Annotated in this window: 16 protein-coding genes; 9 read left to right on the forward strand and 7 right to left on the reverse strand. The window is 69.0% G+C overall.

The genetic code is table 11. The annotated features are described in order from the left end of the window. Positions 1–380 precede the first annotated feature (380 nt). The 5 genes from CGZ93_RS18220 to CGZ93_RS03165 form a co-directional block, all read right to left on the reverse strand. A complete protein-coding gene (locus CGZ93_RS18220; protein WP_176451607.1) occupies positions 381–551 on the reverse strand; it encodes a hypothetical protein in 171 nt (56 codons plus the stop codon). Next, positions 548–832 (reverse strand): hypothetical protein, encoded by a 285-nt coding sequence (locus CGZ93_RS03150; protein WP_094362695.1) that lies wholly within the window; start codon positions 830–832, stop codon positions 548–550. Before CGZ93_RS03150 ends, CGZ93_RS18220 begins: the two co-directional genes overlap by 4 nt. A gap of 251 nt (positions 833–1,083) precedes the next feature. Then, on the reverse strand, positions 1,084–1,692 hold the full coding sequence (locus CGZ93_RS03155; protein ID WP_141211057.1) for a WXG100-like domain-containing protein: 609 nt from the start codon (positions 1,690–1,692) through the stop codon (positions 1,084–1,086). After that, on the reverse strand, positions 1,689–2,762 hold the full coding sequence (locus CGZ93_RS03160) for a hypothetical protein (protein ID WP_094362697.1): 1,074 nt from the start codon (positions 2,760–2,762) through the stop codon (positions 1,689–1,691). The genes CGZ93_RS03155 and CGZ93_RS03160 overlap by 4 nt, the downstream gene beginning before the upstream one ends. After that, on the reverse strand, positions 2,759–3,175 hold the full coding sequence (locus tag CGZ93_RS03165; RefSeq protein WP_094362698.1) for a YbaB/EbfC family nucleoid-associated protein: 417 nt from the start codon (positions 3,173–3,175) through the stop codon (positions 2,759–2,761). Before CGZ93_RS03165 ends, CGZ93_RS03160 begins: the two co-directional genes overlap by 4 nt. Before the next feature lie 294 nt (positions 3,176–3,469). On the opposite strand from CGZ93_RS03165, the gene rpsA reads away from it, so the two are divergent. The 8 genes from rpsA (at position 3,470) to CGZ93_RS03210 (ending at position 12,738) form a co-directional block, all read left to right on the forward strand. Next, complete coding sequence (gene rpsA / locus CGZ93_RS03170) at positions 3,470–4,945, forward strand: 30S ribosomal protein S1 (RefSeq protein WP_094362699.1); 1,476 nt, start codon at positions 3,470–3,472, stop codon at positions 4,943–4,945. A gap of 108 nt (positions 4,946–5,053) precedes the next feature. Then, a complete protein-coding gene (coaE, locus tag CGZ93_RS03175; RefSeq protein ID WP_094362700.1) occupies positions 5,054–5,665 on the forward strand; it encodes a dephospho-CoA kinase in 612 nt (203 codons plus the stop codon). 116 nt (positions 5,666–5,781) lie between these two features. Beyond that, complete coding sequence (locus CGZ93_RS03180) at positions 5,782–7,095, forward strand: zinc ribbon domain-containing protein (RefSeq protein ID WP_176451608.1); 1,314 nt, start codon at positions 5,782–5,784, stop codon at positions 7,093–7,095. Beyond that, positions 7,092–8,129, forward strand: coding sequence for a hypothetical protein (locus CGZ93_RS18730; protein WP_176451609.1), 1,038 nt, complete (start codon positions 7,092–7,094; stop codon positions 8,127–8,129). Before CGZ93_RS03180 ends, CGZ93_RS18730 begins: the two co-directional genes overlap by 4 nt. A 93-nt stretch (positions 8,130–8,222) precedes the next feature. Continuing rightward, on the forward strand, positions 8,223–10,319 hold the full coding sequence (gene uvrB / locus CGZ93_RS03195) for an excinuclease ABC subunit UvrB (RefSeq protein ID WP_094362703.1): 2,097 nt from the start codon (positions 8,223–8,225) through the stop codon (positions 10,317–10,319). A 187-nt stretch (positions 10,320–10,506) separates the two neighbouring features. Next, a complete protein-coding gene (locus tag CGZ93_RS03200; protein WP_094362704.1) occupies positions 10,507–11,517 on the forward strand; it encodes a TerC family protein in 1,011 nt (336 codons plus the stop codon). Positions 11,518–11,567: 50 nt separating this feature from the next. Then, on the forward strand, positions 11,568–12,344 hold the full coding sequence (locus CGZ93_RS03205) for a MerR family transcriptional regulator (protein ID WP_176451610.1): 777 nt from the start codon (positions 11,568–11,570) through the stop codon (positions 12,342–12,344). Between the two features lie 22 nt (positions 12,345–12,366). Further along, positions 12,367–12,738 carry a VOC family protein gene (locus tag CGZ93_RS03210; protein WP_094362706.1) on the forward strand — a complete coding sequence of 124 codons (372 nt, stop codon included), beginning with the start codon at positions 12,367–12,369 and terminating at the stop codon, positions 12,736–12,738. Positions 12,739–12,778: 40 nt separating this feature from the next. Here CGZ93_RS03210 and CGZ93_RS03215 read toward each other — a convergent pair whose 3' ends face one another. Beyond that, positions 12,779–13,441 carry an MBL fold metallo-hydrolase gene (locus tag CGZ93_RS03215; protein WP_094362707.1) on the reverse strand — a complete coding sequence of 221 codons (663 nt, stop codon included), beginning with the start codon at positions 13,439–13,441 and terminating at the stop codon, positions 12,779–12,781. 37 nt (positions 13,442–13,478) lie between these two features. Further along, positions 13,479–14,423: a hypothetical protein gene (locus CGZ93_RS03220; protein WP_094362708.1), complete on the reverse strand. Its 945-nt coding sequence runs from the start codon at positions 14,421–14,423 to the stop codon at positions 13,479–13,481. A gap of 187 nt (positions 14,424–14,610) precedes the next feature. On the opposite strand from CGZ93_RS03220, the gene uvrA reads away from it, so the two are divergent. Then, on the forward strand, positions 14,611–17,430 hold the full coding sequence (gene uvrA / locus CGZ93_RS03225; RefSeq protein WP_094362709.1) for an excinuclease ABC subunit UvrA: 2,820 nt from the start codon (positions 14,611–14,613) through the stop codon (positions 17,428–17,430). Positions 17,431–17,490 lie beyond the last annotated feature (60 nt).

A 17,490-nucleotide genomic window follows, 5' to 3' on the forward strand; every position in this document is an offset into this window, starting at 1 on the left:
CTTCGACAGGCTCAGCCGACGTGGCTTCGACAGGCTCAGCCGACGATCAGGGGGCGAAGCGCCGGTATTCGCCACCCTGCTGCGGGGAGATCTTGATGTTGGTGCCCGACTGCTGGGCCTCCAGCACCTGGTTGTTGCCGAGGTAGACCTGCATCGGCCGCGGAGCCCGCGCCCGGGCGTACGCCTTGGGCGGTGGGGTCGAAGTCGCTGCCGGGCGTACCGCTGCCGCGCAGGTGCGGCGAGTTGGAACGGACCTGGTCGATGTTGACCTGCTCGTTGCCGGCGCAGTTGGTGGCGCTGCCCTGCAGGGCGGTCGCGTGGTCGTCATGGGCGCCGGAGAGCTCGGTCAGGCAGCGACCGACCCAGCCGACCGCGACCGACTACATCGGGTTGCCGAAGCGGCCGATGGTGTCGGAGGTGCCGAGCACGCTCGGATCCTTCACCTCACTCAGGAACTGCTGGGTCTCCTGGCTCAGGGACTGCCCGGTCTGGCCGAGCTTCTGGGCACCGGAGCGATAGCTGTCGACGTGTGCGGAGATGTTCTCGGTCACTGTTGCATCCTTCTGCGCGCCTCGCTGAGAAGTTGCTTCATGCTGGCCAGGTATTCGTCCATGCCGCGCTCGGCGCGGCGGCTCAACTCGGCCAGGTGGGCCTGCAGGGCGGTGAGGTCAGTGTCCTGCTGGTTCTGAAGGGCGGCGATCACCTGCTGGTCGTGCGCGTCCCTCGCCCGGTTGGTGGCCGTGGGGAACAGCTTCGCGATGTCCTCGGGCTCCAGGCCGAGGGCCTCCTCGCGGAGCTCGGCCGAGGCCAACCGGCCGTTGCGCACCGTCACCGAGACCCAGCCGCGATCGCTGCGTCCCTCGCCGGTGGCGGGGACGAACCGGGGTGGGTTCTCCGGGGCTCAGCCGCGGTGGAGAGCAGGTCGGACGACTCGGACAGGGCATCCGCCAGGGGTTGCTCATGCCGCCAAGCCAGTAGGTCATCGGTCCAGAGCGGCCGACGATGCGGAGGGAATCCGGAAGGCTCCGGCATCGTCGGCCGTCCGTGGCGTACGCCTGCTTCAGGGCGAGGCGTACGCCCGGTTCAGGCGGTGGTGGCGCTCGGCTGCTGCAGCCGATCCGTCATCCGGACCTGATCGCCCATGGTGTCGCCGAAGACGCCGTAGGTGGGGTTCTGGCTGTCGTTCGAGGCCCCTCCCTTGCCGCCGGCGAGTTCGCCGATCACCTTGTCGATGGCCCCGTTGATAGCGGTCTTGGCCAGCGACTGGAAGACCGGGATCAGCTTCAGCGAGGCGCCGAAGGTGGATGGTGCCGCGGCGATTGCCTGCAGGGTCTTGATCATCAGCTGCACGAGCTGCACGATCGCATAGATCTTCAGCACCAGGATGGCTCCGGCCGCCACATAGAGCACCCCGCCACCCAGCTTCAGGCCGGTGGCCAGCTTGCCGGAGTTCTTCACCGGCCCCTTCTCGGCGCCGTAGCTCTTCTTGAAGGCGCTCGCGGCGTCACCCTGGTTGGACCGGTCCAGCTGATCGCCGGCCGCCTGTCCGCGGTGGCCGGCGTCCTTGACCGTGCCGCCCATCTCCAGCCACTTCTTGCCGTAGTCGAAGGTCTTCTGCTCGTCCCCTTCGGGCCACTTGATGCCGAGCTGGTTCAGATAGGTGACCAGCGCACCGGGCAGCATCAGACTCATCGGTTCGTCCCTCGGGTCGGTTCGTTGGTGTGGTGGGAGGACTGCAGGCGCTCGGCCGAGAGGGAGTCCCACACGGTCTCGTCGTCATCGTCGGTGGCCAGGTGCTGGTCGTGCGGGCCGTTGCCGGACTGCCCGCGCCGATCCTCGCGCTTGCCGCCGGCCGCGGGCGGCGGCATCATCCCGGGGCCACCCTCGGCCCCCATCACGCCGCCGCCGGGGCGGCCGCCGAACGGGCTGGCCCCGCCCAGGTTTGGATTCAGCATCCCGGAGCGCCCACCGGCGCCGGCGACACCGTGCCCACCGAGCCCGCCCCGACCATCGGCGTCCAGGCCGGGGGAGGAGAGGTCACCGGGGGCGAGACCGGCGGCGCTGGTGCCGTCGCCGGCGCCGACCAGGCCCGGATCGAGGTGCGAATCGCGCCCGCCGGAGCCGACCCCGTCCGGGCCGATGCCGCTGGCGTCGTCGCCGGCCAGCCGGCTCGCGTCTCGGCTCGCGTCTCGGCTCGCGTCGAGGCCGTTCGGGTCAAGGCTGGTGCGGTCGCGTCCGACGTCGGAGGGGTCGACGCCGTCGGGCCAGTCCGCGCCCGGGCGGCGGCCTCCCGGCCAGTCCGGCAACTGGTTGGTCGGGGTGGCCTCGCGCTTCGGCCAGTTCTCCAGGTCGGGGCGACCGGGTACGCCGCTGCCGCCGTTCAGCTCGGGGCTGGTCCAGCCGGTGTTGACGGCGTTGCCGCCAGCCACCTCGCGCTGGTTCAGGTGGCCGCGCTGGGTGGCCTGGGAGCCGTTCAACTGCTCGTTCTGCTCATAGCCGGTGGCACTGCGGTTCAGCGCCTGTCCGTGATCGTCGTAGGCCCCGGCCAGCTCGTTCAGGCAGCGCCCGACCCAGCCGATCGCGACCCGGTACATCGGGTTGCCGTACTTGCCGATCGTGTCACGGGTGCCCAGCACGCTGGGGTCGTTCACCTCGCCCAGGAAGCGCTGCACCTGCTGGCTCAGCTGCTGCCCGGTGTCGGTGACCTCCTTGGACCCGCGCTTGTAGGCGTCGATGTCCGCCCGGGTGATGTTCTCGCTCACTTGTCGGCCTCCCTGCGGGTGTCGGCGAGCAGCGTACGCATGCCCTCCAGGTATTCGTTCATGCCGCGCTCGGCCTCTCGGCTGATCTGCGCGAGCTGGTGACCCAACTGGGCCAGGTCGGTGTGCTGCTGCTGTTGCAACGTCGCGACGAGGGCCGCCTCGTGCTCGGCCAGGGCGCGGTTGGTCGCCTGCTGGATCAGTTCGCCGAGCTGTTCGGGGTCCAGCCCGAAGGCGTCCTCCCGGACCCGGCAGTCGGTCATCCGGCCGTTGGTGACCGTCACCTCCACCCAGTTGCGGTCGCAGTGACCGCTCCCGGTGGTGCGGCCGACGATCGGTGGATTCTGGGGGACCCGGTTCGCCTGGGGGAGCAGATCGGTGACGTCGTCTAATGCACCGATTAGGGGGTTGGTCATGGCACGAGGGTAGGGCGCGGAGCGGGTCATGTGCACCGGTTGGCAGGTGAGGTCTCGGTGAACCGTTGGCGCCGACACCCCGCCGCGGTCCGGGGACGGGGTGGTTGGCATGGTGCATAATCCAGCCACGAGCGGTCGGTCACGGGGTGGCGAGGGCCGCGGATTGACCCTGCATTGCCTCGGTCGATAAGGTGGAGGGGCGCTTCGGCCTGCGTGCTCCTCGGACGGAGCAGGGGTGCGCACCCGGGTCTGGGCGCTGTCCAATCACACATCCATCCATCGGAGCCCTACTACATGACGTCCTCCCTCGAGGCCACCCCGCAGGTCGCTGTCGACGATCTCGGTTCGCCCGAAGCCTTTCTCGAGGCAATCGACAAGACCATCAAGTATTTCAACGACGGCGACATCGTCACCGGAACCGTCGTCAAGGTCGACCGTGACGAGGTTCTGCTCGACATCGGTTACAAGACCGAAGGTGTCATCCCTTCCAAGGAACTCTCCATCAAGCATGATGTGGACCCGTTCGACGTCGTCGAGGTCGGCGACGAGATCGAGGCCCTCGTCCAGCAGAAGGAGGACAAGGAAGGTCGCCTGATCCTGTCCAAGAAGCGCGCCCAGTATGAGCGCGCCTGGGGCACCATCGAGAAGATCAAGGACGAGGACGGCGTGGTGACCGGCAAGGTCATCGAGGTCGTCAAGGGTGGTCTGATCATCGACATCGGTCTGCGCGGCTTCCTGCCCGCGTCGCTGGTGGAGATGCGACGGGTACGCGACCTGCAGCCCTATGTGGGCCAGGAGCTCGAGGCCAAGATCATCGAGCTGGACAAGAACCGCAACAACGTGGTGCTGTCCCGCCGGGCGTGGTTGGAGCAGACCCAGTCCGAGGTGCGGCACAACTTCCTCACCCAGCTGCAGAAGGGCCAGATCCGCAAGGGCGTCGTCTCCTCGATCGTCAACTTCGGTGCGTTCGTGGACCTGGGCGGCGTCGACGGCCTGGTGCACGTCTCCGAGCTGTCCTGGAAGCACATCGACCACCCGTCCGAGGTCGTCGAGGTCGGCCAGGAGGTCACCGTCGAGGTGCTCTCGGTGGAGATGGACCGCGAGCGCGTCTCGCTGTCGCTGAAGGCCACCCAGGAGGATCCGTGGCAGGCCTTCGCCCGACTGCACCAGATCGGGCAGATCGTGCCGGGCAAGGTCACCAAGCTGGTTCCGTTCGGCGCGTTCGTGCGGGTCGAGGAGGGCATCGAGGGCCTGGTGCACGTCTCCGAACTGGCCGAGCGTCACGTCGAGATCCCCGAGCAGGTCGTCACGGTGAACGACGACGTGATGGTCAAGATCATCGACATCGACCTCGAGCGTCGCCGGATCTCGTTGTCGCTGAAGCAGGCCAACGAGGGTGTCGACGTCGCCGCTGACGACTTCGACCCGACCCTCTATGGCATGACCGCGTCCTATGACGACCAGGGCAACTACCTCTACCCCGAGGGCTTCGATCCGGAGACCCAGGAGTGGAAGGAAGGCTACGACGAGCAGCGGATGGCCTGGGAGCAGCAGTACGCCGAGGCCCACGCCCGCTGGGAGGCGCACAAGAAGCAGGTCGAGGAGGCCGAGCAGGCCGACCAGAACGCTGCTGTCGACGCCGGCACCTCCTACAGCTCCGGTGGTTCGGTCGACCGTGGCGAGGCCGAGGTGTCCACCTCGAGCGAGGGTTCGCTGGCCTCCGACGAGGCGCTGCAGGCCCTGCGCGACAAGCTGACCGGCGGCAGCTGATCGGTTGACGGCCCGGGCCCTCGTCGGCCCGGCACCGGTTGAACAGACGCGACGGCCCCGTTCCCGACCGGGAACGGGGCCGTCGCGTTTGTGGTTACACTGCGGCTCATGCTGCGGGTGGCGCTGACCGGTGGAATCGCATCAGGAAAATCGACGGTGGCCGAACGATGGGCCGAGCTGGGGGCGGTGCTGGTCGACGCCGACGTGCTCGCCCGCGACGTGGTGGAGCCGGGTACGCCCGGCCTGGCCGCAGTGGTCGAACGGTTCGGGGAGGGCGTGCGCGCAGCAGGTGGTGCGCTGGATCGCCGGGCGCTGGCCGAGGTCGTGTTCACCGATCCGGGCGCTCGCCGTGAGCTGGAGGGGATCCTGCACCCGCTGATCCGCGAGCGCAGTGCGGAGCTGGAGGCCGCGGCCGATCCGGAGGCGGTGGTCGTGCACGTGATCCCGCTGCTGGTCGAGGGTGGGCGTACCCCCGAGGGGTTCGACGCGATCGTCGTGGTCGACCTGCCCGAGGACCTGCAGCTGGAGCGGGCGATGCGACGCGATGCGGCGAGCGAGGAACAGGTCCGGGGGCGGATCGCCGCACAGGCGGCGCGCAGCGAACGGCTGGCCGTCGCCGACCTGGTGATCGACAACTCCGGGGACCGGCAGGAACTGCTCGCGGAAGCCGATCGGGTGTGGGCGGAACTGTGCCAGCGGCGGGCAGTTACCAAATCTTGATGCCGGCAGCGGCCTTATAAACTACTCAGTTGGGCCGTCGATGGGCGACGCTAGTGCCGGGCCGATCCCGGCCCGCGTACAAGCTCGGGGAAGTCCCCATCGACCAGGAGGTGGCCGTGGAGTGCCCACGCTGCCGGGCCCAACTGCCCGAGGTCGCACACTTCTGCCACCACTGCGGGCAGGACATGCGTACCCCGGATCTGGCCCGCCGGAAGTCTTTCGCCGTCAAGCCCGATGAACCGGTGGCGTCGTTCGCCCTGGTCTCGACGATCATGCCGCGGGGTGCCGGTGAGCGCCCGCAGACCTACCGGCTGGCGCTGACCATCGCGCTGACCGCCGCACTGGTGGCCGCGATCTTCGGCGCCCTGCCGATCGCGGTGCTGATCGCGGCCTTCTCGATCCCGATCGTCTATATCGTCTATCTCTATGACGTGAACCTGTGGGAGGACGAGCCGGTGCCGGTGACCGCCCTGGCGTTCGTGCTGACCGGCCTGCTCGGGGCCGGGCTGCTGATCGGGCTCCGCGCGCTGGGCTGGCTGAGCCCGACCATGCCGCAGCTCGGCGGCGGCCTCGGCGGTGCGTCGGCCACGGGCGGCCCCACCGTGACCGGGTTCCTGGTGGCGGCGCTGCTGATCCCCGTGCTCGGCGAGATCATCCGCCAGATCGGCCCGGTCATCCTGGCCAGCCGGCCAGAGTTCGACGACCTGATGGACGGACTCACCTTCGGCATCATCTCCGGTGTGGCGTACGCCACCGCGGACACCCTGGTCCGGCACTGGTCGAGCCTCACCGGAGGTTTCGTCGGGGTGACCGATCCGGGCACCTGGGCTTCGCTTATCTTCCTGGAAGGGTTCGTCAAGCCGCTGGTGATCGGCACCGCGACCGGTATCGCCTGCGCCGAGTTCTCCGGCCTGGGTGAGGGGTACGACGGGTTCAGCGGGCGGTACGTCCGCGGGCTGCTGGAGGCGATCGGGGCCAACATCGCCTATTCCGGCGGCGTCTATCTGCTCGGTTTCGTGCCCAACCCCACCCTGCGGGTGATGCTGCAGGTCATCTGGGCGCTGCTGATCCTGGCGGTGCTGATCATCCGGGTCCGCAACGTGCTGCACCACGGGCTGATGGAGGCCGCTCTGGAGGCCACCGCCCGCGAGGGCATCGGGGAGCAGCAGGGCGTCGGGGCGCAGGGTGACCTCGACTTCTGCCCCCGCTGCGAGATGCCGCTGATCAGCGGGTCGGCCTTCTGCACGGCCTGCGGGACCGCGGTCCGCACCCGGGCCAAGGCCCACCGTGACCGGACCGCCGTGGCGGCCGGCCACGGGGCGCCTGCGGAGGCCAGCTCGAGCGGCGCGGCCGACGCGGCGTCCCGCGAACAGCAGGACTCACCGGAGCGTGCCCGTGACGCCTTCCATGACGAGGAGGAGGGCCGATGAGCGACTGGAACAACCCCGGCGGACAGGGCCAGGGTCAGGGCTGGGGACAGTCGGGCCCCGGTGGACAACCGGGCCCCGGTGGACAACCGGGCCCAGGTGGACAACCGGGCCCAGGTGGACAACCGGGCCCCGGTGGACAACCGGGCGGGGGCTGGGGCCAGCAGCAGCCGCCGCAGGGCCAGCCCGGTCAGGGAGCATCTGGCGGCTGGGGCCAGCAGCAGCCGCAGGGCCAGCCCCAGGGTTATGGCGCCGGCCCCTCCGGACCGCCGCCCGGCTACGGGGGGCAACAGGGCTACGGTCAGGGCGGCTACGGCGGTCCGGGCGTACCCCCGCCCCAGCCGAAGAAGAAGTCGAACGGGCTGATCATCGGCATCGTCGTCGCCGCGGTCGCGGTGGTGGGGGTGATCGGTCTGCTGTTCATGCTGCTCGGCGGACCGAAGGGCGGTAACGGGCCCGACATCACGCCCACCCCGCCGCCGACGACCTCGCCGACGACCTCGAGCAGTCCGTCCCCGAGTCCCACGACGTCGAGCTCGCCGCGACCGAGCCCCTCGCCGACCACCCAGAAGCCGTCTCCCCAACCCGGAACGGGCGAGGATGTCGGCAACGGGATCCGGTTGACCCTTCCGCCCGGCTGGACGGTGCTCAAGAAGACGAGCAGTGGGCTCCAGCTGAAGGACTCCAAGGGCCGGGTGTTCGTAGTCATCACCGGCCGCACAAGTGACGTCAAGTCCGACATCCAGGAGGTCACGAACGCGCTCACCCAGTCGGGCACGAACGTGAAGAAGGGGCAGGTGGAGACGGTCGACCTGCACCCGGACCTGAACGGCGCCAAGCAGTCGGCGCAGTTCTCCATGGCGGACGGTTCGGGCTCACTCACCCTGGGGGCGACCACCATCATGGGCGCCCGCAAGTCCGACAGCATCGGCTTCGCGGCGACCCTGCTGGGCAAGACCTCCGACTTCGAGGACAAGCAGCTGACCAACGACGCGAGCTCGATGATGAGGTCGCTGGTGGAGTCGCTGGTGGCCTGATCCGCCGGCACCGACCGCGTGCCCCGTCGTCCCTGCCGGGCGGCGGGGCACGGTCGCGTCCGGGTGTCAGTGGGGCCGCGTACGCTTCAGAGCATGCGACCCGTGGAAGATGTGCAGCGCCGGTTGGCGCCGTTCAAGGTGCACGCCGACTTCGAGCCGGCCGGCGACCAGCCGGCCGCGATCGAGGAGCTGCAACGACGGCTCGAGGCCGGCGAGCAGGACGTGGTGCTGCTCGGTGCGACCGGCACCGGCAAGACCGCGACGGTGGCCTGGCTGGCGGAGCGGCTGCAGCGGCCGATGCTGGTGATGCAGCCGAACAAGACGCTGGCCGCCCAGTTCGCCAACGAGCTGCGCCACTTCTTCCCCGACAACGCGGTCGAATACTTCGTCTCCTACTACGACTACTACCAACCCGAGGCCTACGTCCCGCAGACCGACACCTACATCGAGAAGGACTCCTCGCTCAACGAGGAGGTGGAGCGGTTGCGACACCGGGCCACCTATTCGCTGCTCACCCGCCGCGATGTGATCGTGGTGGCGACGGTGTCGGCGATCTACGGCCTGGGTACGCCGACCGAGTGGGTCAACCAGATGATCAAGCTGCGGGTCGGTGAGGAGGTCGACCGGGATTCGCTGCTGCGCCGGCTGGTCGACATCCAGTACGCCCGCAACGACCTGTCCGGGGCACGCGGCACGTTCCGGGTGCGCGGTGACACCCTGGAGGTGTTCCCGATGTACGAGGAGCTGGCCTGGCGGGTCGAGTTCTTCGGCGACGAGATCGAGGCGCTGTCCACCCTGCAGCCGTTGACCGGGGAGGTGGTCAGCGAGGACGACGAGATGTACATCTTCCCGGCCAGCCACTATGCCGCTGGGCCCGACCGGCTGGAGCGGGCGATCAAGGGGATCGAGCTGGAGCTGGAGCACCGGCTGGCCGAGCTGGAGGGGCAGAACAAGCTGCTCGAGGCGCAGCGGCTGCGGATGCGCACCACCTATGACCTGGAGATGATGCGCCAGATCGGGAGCTGCTCGGGGATCGAGAACTATTCCCGGCACATCGACGGGCGGGCACCGGGCAGCCCGCCGAACTGTCTGCTCGACTATTTCCCCGAGGACTTCGTGCTGGTGCTCGACGAGTCGCACGTGTCGGTGCCGCAGATCGGCGGGATGTATGAGGGGGACATGTCGCGCAAGCGGACGCTGGTCGAGCACGGGTTCCGGCTGCCCAGCGCCACCGACAACCGGCCGTTGCGGTTCGAGGAGTTCACCGAGCGGATCGGGCAGTCTGTCTATCTGTCGGCAACCCCTGGGGCGTACGAGCTGGCGCGCAGCGACGGGTTCGTGCAGCAGATCATCCGGCCGACCGGGTTGGTCGACCCCGAGGTGATCGTCAAGCCCACCCAGGGCCAGATCGACGACCTGATGGGGGAGATCCGGCAGCGGACCGAGCGCAACGAGCGGGTGCTGGTGACCACGCTGACCAAGAAGATGGCCGAGGACCTGACCGATTATCTGCTCGAGCACGGCGTACGCACCCGCTATCTGCACTCCGAGGTCGACACGTTGAAGCGGGTCGAGCTGCTCCGCGAGCTGCGGCTGGGGGAATACGACGTGCTGGTCGGGATCAACCTGCTCCGCGAGGGGCTCGACCTGCCCGAGGTGTCGCTGGTGGCGATCCTGGACGCCGACAAGGAGGGGTTTCTGCGCTCGGACCGGTCGCTGATCCAGACCATCGGCCGCGCGGCCCGGAACGTCGCCGGGCAGGTGCACATGTACGCCGACAAGATCACCCCGTCGATGGCGAACGCGATCGAGGAGACCAACCGGCGCCGCGAGATCCAGGTGGCGTACAACACCGAGCACGGGATCGACCCGAAGCCGCTGCGCAAGAAGATCGCCGACATCACCGACATGCTGGCCCGCGAGGATGCCGACACCGCCGAGCTGATGGCCGACTCCCGGCTGAACAACAAGAACCGCGGGCGTACGCCGACCCCGCGTGAGGGCGAGCCGCAGTCGGAACGGGATGTGAAGAACCTGCCGGCCGCCGAGCTGGCCGGGCTGGTCACCGAGCTCACCGACCAGATGCACACCGCCGCCGGCGAGCTGCAGTTCGAGGTCGCGGCCCGGCTGCGCGACGAGATCTCCGAGCTGAAGAAGGAACTGCGGCAGATGGTGGAGGCGACCAGATAGGGAGCGGTGTTTCCGCTGCGACGCGGCCAGCTGTCATACTGAACGCCGGAAGGGGAGTATTCCCGAACGACGGCATCGTCATCACGGTGCGTGCTGCACGCCCCGGTGCCGTCGACCGGTCCGAGGCTGGGCCGGTGGAAGAGACCTTCGGGAACCGTGCTGTACCCGAAACGAGAGGCCCCTGCCCATGGAAGTCCACTCCTATGCCTGGATCATCACCGTTGCGGTGATGATCACGGTGCTGGCCATCGACGTGCTCATCATCGGCCGGCGCCCGCACGAACCGTCGATGAAGGAGTGCGGGATCTTCATCAGCATCTATGTGCTGCTGGCGATCATCTTCGGTTTCGGGGTGTGGGGACTGGCCGGTCCTCGGTACGCCGGGGAGTTCTTCGCCGGCTGGCTGACCGAGTACAGCCTGTCGGTGGACAACCTGTTCGTGTTCATCATCATCATGGCGAAGATGAAGGTGCCGCGGCACCTGCAGCAGTTCGCGCTGATCGTCGGCATCGTGCTGGCGCTCCTCTTCCGCGGCGCGTTCATCGCCGTCGGCGCGGCCGCGATCGACCGGTTCAGCTGGGTGTTCTTCCTGTTCGGCGCCTTCCTCATCTACACCGCGATCAAGCTGGTGATCGAGTATCGGCAGGGTGACGACGACGCCGACGCTGATGAGAACCTGCTGATGCGGCTGGTGAAGAAGACGTTCCCGGCCACCGAGGACTTCCACGGCACCCGGTTGACCAAGCGGGTCGACGGCAAGCGGCTGATCACCCCGATGCTGTTCGTGATCGTGGCGCTGGGGTCCACCGACCTGCTGTTCGCACTCGACTCGATCCCGGCGATCTATGGGCTGACCGAGGAGCCCTATCTGGTGTTCACCGCCAACGTGTTCGCGCTGATGGGGTTGCGTCAGCTGTACTTCCTGATCGGCGGGCTGCTGAAGAAGCTGGTCTATCTGTCGCTCGGGCTGTCGGTGGTGCTGGCGTTCATCGGCGTGAAGCTGGTGCTGCACGCGATGCACGAATACCACCTCGACGAGCGGCTCGGGTTCAACGGCGAGATCCCGATCTGGGTGTCCTTGCTGGTGATCATCGCGACGCTGGCCATCACCACCATCGCCAGCCTGATCAAGTCCAAGCACGACGAGGACACCCAGCGGCACCTGCAGGACCTGCACAACGCCGACGACCTGCGCTGACTGGTTGACTCTCCCATCGTGGGAGGTGCCACGCTGATCCCATGCAGCGGATGAGCATCGGTGATCTGGCGCGGGCCAGCGGCCTGACCGTCAAGCGGCTGAGGCATTACCACGACACCGGGGTGCTGGTCGCCGACTGGACCGATCCGGCGAGCGGCTATCGGTGGTACCAGCCGGACCAGGTGAATGACGCAGTGCTGGTCCGTCGGCTGCGTGACTCGGAAATCCCGCTGGAGCAGGTGGGTGAGATCCTCCGGTCGGGCCAGGGCCGCGAAGAGCTGGTGCTGGCGGCGCTGACACGCGTGCGGGAGGAACTGGACCAGGCGCGGGCGCGGCTGGACGAGGCGGCCGACCTGTTGCGTGAGCCGCCGCCGGTGGCGGTCGCGGTGCGGTTGATCCCCGAGCTGCCCGTGGTGACGGCGTCGGCCGAACTGTCGCACGCCGAGTGCCCGGCCTGGTTCGGGCGTACCTTCCCGCAGTTGTACGCCGCAGCCGGCGGCCTGGGCGCGGGGCCGCCGGGCGCCTGCTATGGCGCCGCGTTCTTCGAGCAGGACCGCGGACCGGTGCTCGCCTTCGTGCCGGTGGCGGCCGAGCGGGCGAGCGCGGTGCTGCCCGCTGGGGCGTACGCCGTCGCGATGCACGACGGCAGCTATGACCACTTCTCGCTCACCTACGCCGCCCTCGGCGCCGCCGTGCACCGGGCGTACACCCCGCGCGCCGGCGCCGACGTCCGCGAGCACTACCTGATCGGGCCCAGCGAGACCCCCGAGCCGCACCGGTGGCGCTCGGAGGTCTGCTGGCCGATCGAACCGTTGCCCCCTGCCTGACCGAATCGTCCAAGGAGGAACCATGCCCAGACTGTCCGCCATCGCCTTCGACTGCCGCGACGTCGCCGCCCAGTCCCAGTTCTGGTCCGCGCTGCTGGACCGCCCGATCGACGAGGGCGCCAGCCCCTATTTCGCCTCGATCGGCGGCCACAACGGGTCCGCCGACGGGCCGGGGATGCTGTTCCTCGGCGTCCATGGGGAGCGGGAGGCCGCCAAGAACCCGGTGCACCTCGACCTGTTCGACCTCGACCTGCCCACGGCCGTCGACCGGGCGGTCGAGCTGGGCGCCGAGCGGGTCGCCGACTTCGACGAATATGGCGTCGAGTGGGTCACCCTCCGCGACCCGGAGGGCAACCTGTTCGACATCGGCCGCCCCAGCAGCAAGCAGGGCTGACCCCGCCACCCCTTGCGTGAGCGGGGAGGGGGCGTGGGCATCAGTAGCCGCGGGCGCGCCAGTCGGGGAGGTGGGGGCGTTCGGTGCCGAGGGTGGTGCAGTCGCCGTGACCGGGGTGCACGGCCGCGTCGTCGGCGTACGCCCCGAAGACGCGCTGCTCGAGATCACCGAGCAGCGACTCGAAGTCCTCGGGGGAGTTGGTCTTGCCGGGGCCGCCGGGGAACAGCGAGTCGCCGGTGAGCAGGTGCACCGGGCCGCCGTTCGGCGGGGTGTACGCGAGGGTGATCGCGCCGGGGGTGTGGCCGACCAGTCCGATCACCGCGAGCTCCTCACCGCCGGGCAGCGCCAACGTGTCGCCGGTCCACACCGTCTCGTTGGTGACCCCGGTCTTCTCCCGGATCGCGTCGGCGTCGGGCCGGCCGCAGATCAACCGAGCCCCGCTGCGCTCGGCCAGCTCGGCCAGCGCCCCGATGTGGTCGGGGTGCCGGTGGGTGGTCACGATCGTGTCGACCGACCGCCCGTCCAGCACCTCTTCGATCCGGTCGGGGTCGGTGGCGGCGTCCACCAGCAGCGTGCCGGCGCGATCGGTGAGCAGATAGATGTTGTTGTCCATCGGGCCGACCGAGAACTTGGTCAGCGTGACGGTGTCCGACAAGGGCAGCTCGAGCGGCGCACCACCGGGTTCGACATGGTTGACAGTCATACCCCGAGCCTACGACCCGTCGTTCAGGGGCGGGGGCTCAGGGGCGACCGGTCGGCAGCGGTTTGCCGGTCAGATCGGTGTAGAACACCTCTGTGCCCACCTTGAACTCCATGACCGGGGTGTTCTCCTGCACCTGGTAGATGGTCACCGTGAACTGGCGCCACCAGTTGTACCGCCGGTCGGTCATCACCTGCTTGATGCTGGCGTGCAGCTGCACCGGGTCCAGGGTCGCCGGGTCCATCGGCACCGCATAGTTCAACCGCGCCGGCGTCTGCCGCGCCATCACCGGTACCGCCGAAGTGAACAACGCGATCCGCGAGACCAGGGTGGCGGGGCAGTGCACAAGATCGCCACAGGTGCCGGGTCGCTCCCAGTCCAACCGGGTGTTCTCGTCATAGCGCAGCGCCAGGTGCCCGATCGGACCCCCCGCGGTGACCGCGCGCAGGTCCGACAGCGCCGTGCCGATCCCCTCGGCGGAGCGCAGGTCCACATCGGTCAGCGGGCGCAGATCGGCGCCCAGCCAGATGTGGCGGGAGTTGTCCAGGCAGACCAGGTGGGTCAACGGCCGCCCGAGCTGCAGGTCGATATCCAGGCGTACCCCGCGCGGCGAACAGCCCTCGTTGATGTCCGAGTCGGTCAGCGCGCGGGCCGGGCCGCTCACGTCCACCTTGTTCGCCGGAATCGGTCGCGCCGCCGGTTCGAGCGGGCCGACGCCCGCGCGCACCGGCTCCTTCGCCCCCTCGCGCAGCGTCCACGTCTCCACCTGCTGCCCGCGGGCCACCTGCACCTGCGCCTCGAAGCTGCTGAGGCGTACCCCCACCACCTGCTTGGAATCGGCCGCGTCGGCGATCTGGCGGACCAGCTGGTTGGCGCGACTGCCCTTCAACGGGGTGTTGTCGGCAGAGCCGGAGCACCCGGACAGCACGCCGGTCGCGGCGATGGCGGCGAGGATGGCACCGGCGGTCAGGGCCCGGATCCGCACGTCGACCTCCAGCCCGCGGGGTGGGAAGGCCCGGCGGCGGGCGCACCGGACGCAGGTAGCGTAAACGCGCCGGCCCCGCTCCGAGCGGCGCCACGCCCCGGTTCCTGTGCAGGGATGAGTCGTCTGCTCGCTCTCGGTGAACTGATTCTCGAATTGTCAGTGGGGCGCCGTAGGCTCGCTGTTTGTGATGGAGAGGCTGATCGTTCGGGGTGCCCGCGAGCACAACCTGCGCAACGTGTCGCTGGATCTGCCGCGTGACTCGCTGATCGTGTTCACCGGCCTGTCCGGCTCCGGCAAGTCCAGCCTGGCGTTCGACACGATCTTCGCCGAGGGCCAACGCCGCTACGTCGAGTCGCTCTCGGCGTACGCCCGGCAGTTCCTCGACCAGGCCGACAAACCCGACGTCGACTTCATCGAGGGGCTCTCCCCCGCGGTGTCCATCGACCAGAAGTCGACCTCGCGGAACCCGCGCTCGACGGTCGGCACGATCACCGAGGTCTACGACTATCTGCGGCTGTTGTACGCCCGCGCGGGCCGCCCGCACTGCCCCGAGTGCGGGGAGCCGATCTCGCGGCAGTCCCCGCAGCAGATCGTCGACCGGCTGATGAGCCTGCCCGAGGGCACCCGCTTCCAGGTGCTCGCCCCGGTGGTCCGCGGCCGCAAGGGCGAATACGTCGACCTGTTCCGCCAGCTCGCCACCGACGGGTTCGCCCGCGCCCGGGTCGACGGCACCGTGCACCAGCTGACCAACCCGCCGACGCTGAACAAGCAGCAGAAGCACAACATCGACGTGGTGGTCGACCGGATCGCGGTCAAGTCCAGCGCCAAGCAGCGCCTCACCGACTCGGTGGAGACCGCGCTGCGGCTGGCCAACGGCGTGGTTGCGATCGACTTCGTCGACCTGGACGCCAAGGACCCCGAGCGCGAGAAGCGCTACTCGGAGAAGATGGCCTGCCCCAACGAGCACGACATCGCCATCGAGGAGCTCGAGCCGCGCCAGTTCTCGTTCAACGCCCCCTGGGGCGCCTGCCCGCAGTGCTCCGGGCTCGGCACCCGGATGGAGGTCGACCCCGAACTGGTCGTCCCCGACGACGACAAGACGATCGACGAGGGGGCGATCGCGCCCTGGGCCAGCGCCCACGTCGCCGACTACTTCGGCAAACTGCTGCGCTCACTCGCCCGGGCCGAGGGGTTCAGCACCGACACCCCGTGGCGCGAGCTGAGCGCCGACGCCCGCCGGATCGTGCTGCACGGGGTCGGCGACCCGCTGCTGGTGAAATACCGCAACCGCTACGGCCGCGAGCGGTCCTATTCGGCGAAATACGAAGGCGTGGTGCCCTACATCAAGCGCCGGCACGCCGAGGCCGAGACCGACACCTCCCGGGACCGGTTCGCCGGCTACATGCGCGAGGTGCCGTGCACCGCCTGCCATGGGGCCCGGCTCAAGCCGAGCTCACTCGCCGTCACCGTCGGCGGCCGCAGCATCGCCGAGGTCGCCGACCTGTCCATCGCCGAGGCGTCCGCCTTCCTCGACGGTCTGGAACTCAACGAGCGCGAGCGGCAGATCGCCGAGCGGGTGCTGAAGGAGATCAACGAGCGGCTCAGGTTCCTGCTCGACGTGGGGCTGGACTACCTGACCCTGTCCCGGCCGGCGGGTTCGCTGTCCGGCGGCGAGGCGCAGCGGATCCGGCTGGCCACCCAGATCGGCGCCGGCCTGGTCGGCGTGCTCTATGTGCTCGACGAGCCGAGCATCGGTTTGCACCAGCGCGACAACCACCGGCTGATCGAGACCCTGGTCCGGCTGCGTGACCTCGGCAACACCCTGATCGTGGTCGAGCACGACGAGGACACCATCCGCACCGCCGACTGGGCCGTCGACATCGGCCCCGGGGCGGGGGAGCACGGCGGTCACGTTGTTGTGTCCGGCCCGGTCGAGGAGTTGCTGTCCAGCAAGGAAAGTCTCACCGGGGCGTACCTGTCCGGACGCCGCAGCATCCCAATGCCGACCCAGCGCCGCCCCGGCAAGGGGCTGGCCATCACGGTGCACGAGGCCAGCGAGAACAACCTGGACGACGTCACCGTGTCGTTCCCGCTGGGCCAGCTGGTGTCGGTGACCGGGGTGTCCGGATCGGGCAAGTCGACCCTGGTCAACCAGATCCTCTACACGGCCCTGGCCAAGCGGATCTACAACGCTCGCGAGGTTCCCGGCCGGCACCGCTCGATCAGCGGGGCCGAGCACATCGACAAGATCATCCACGTCGACCAGTCCCCGATCGGACGTACGCCGCGGTCCAACCCGGCCACCTACACCGGCGTGTTCGACCACATGCGCAAGCTGTTCGCGCAGGCGCCGGAGTCGAAGGTGCGCGGTTATCAGCCGGGCCGGTTCTCGTTCAACGTCAAGGGTGGGCGCTGCGAGGCGTGCACCGGCGACGGCACGATCAAGATCGAGATGAACTTCCTGCCCGACGTCTACGTGCCCTGCGAGGTGTGCAAGGGCGCCCGGTACAACCGGGAGACCCTCGAGGTGCACTACAAGGGGAAGACGATCGCCGAGGTGCTGGACATGCCGATCGAGGAGGCGGCGGACTTCTTCGCCGCGATCCCGGCGATCGCCCGGCACCTGCGCACCCTGAACGACGTCGGCCTGGGTTATGTACGTCTCGGCCAGCCGGCGCCGACGCTGTCCGGTGGCGAGGCGCAGCGGGTGAAGCTGGCCGCCGAGCTGCAGAAGCGGTCCACCGGCCGCACCCTCTATGTGCTGGACGAGCCGACCACCGGCCTGCACTTCGAGGACATCCGCAAGCTGCTCGGGGTGCTCGGCCGGCTGGTGGACGCCGGCAACTCGGTGATCGTGATCGAGCACAACCTGGACGTGATCAAGACCTCCGACTGGATCATCGACATGGGTCCCGAGGGCGGGTCCGGTGGCGGTCGGCTGCTGGTGGAGAAGATGATCGAAGAGCGCGTACGCGAAGGCCGCCGCGGCTCCATCATTGGCGGCTAGGCGGGTCGCGTGGGTCCGGCGTGGGGCTCCTGTCGCTGATACAATCTGAATCAGGGGCAA

Origin of the sequence: Enemella dayhoffiae, from assembly GCF_002250625.1 — a bacterium.
In the GTDB taxonomy this organism is placed as follows: domain Bacteria; phylum Actinomycetota; class Actinomycetes; order Propionibacteriales; family Propionibacteriaceae; genus Enemella; species Enemella dayhoffiae.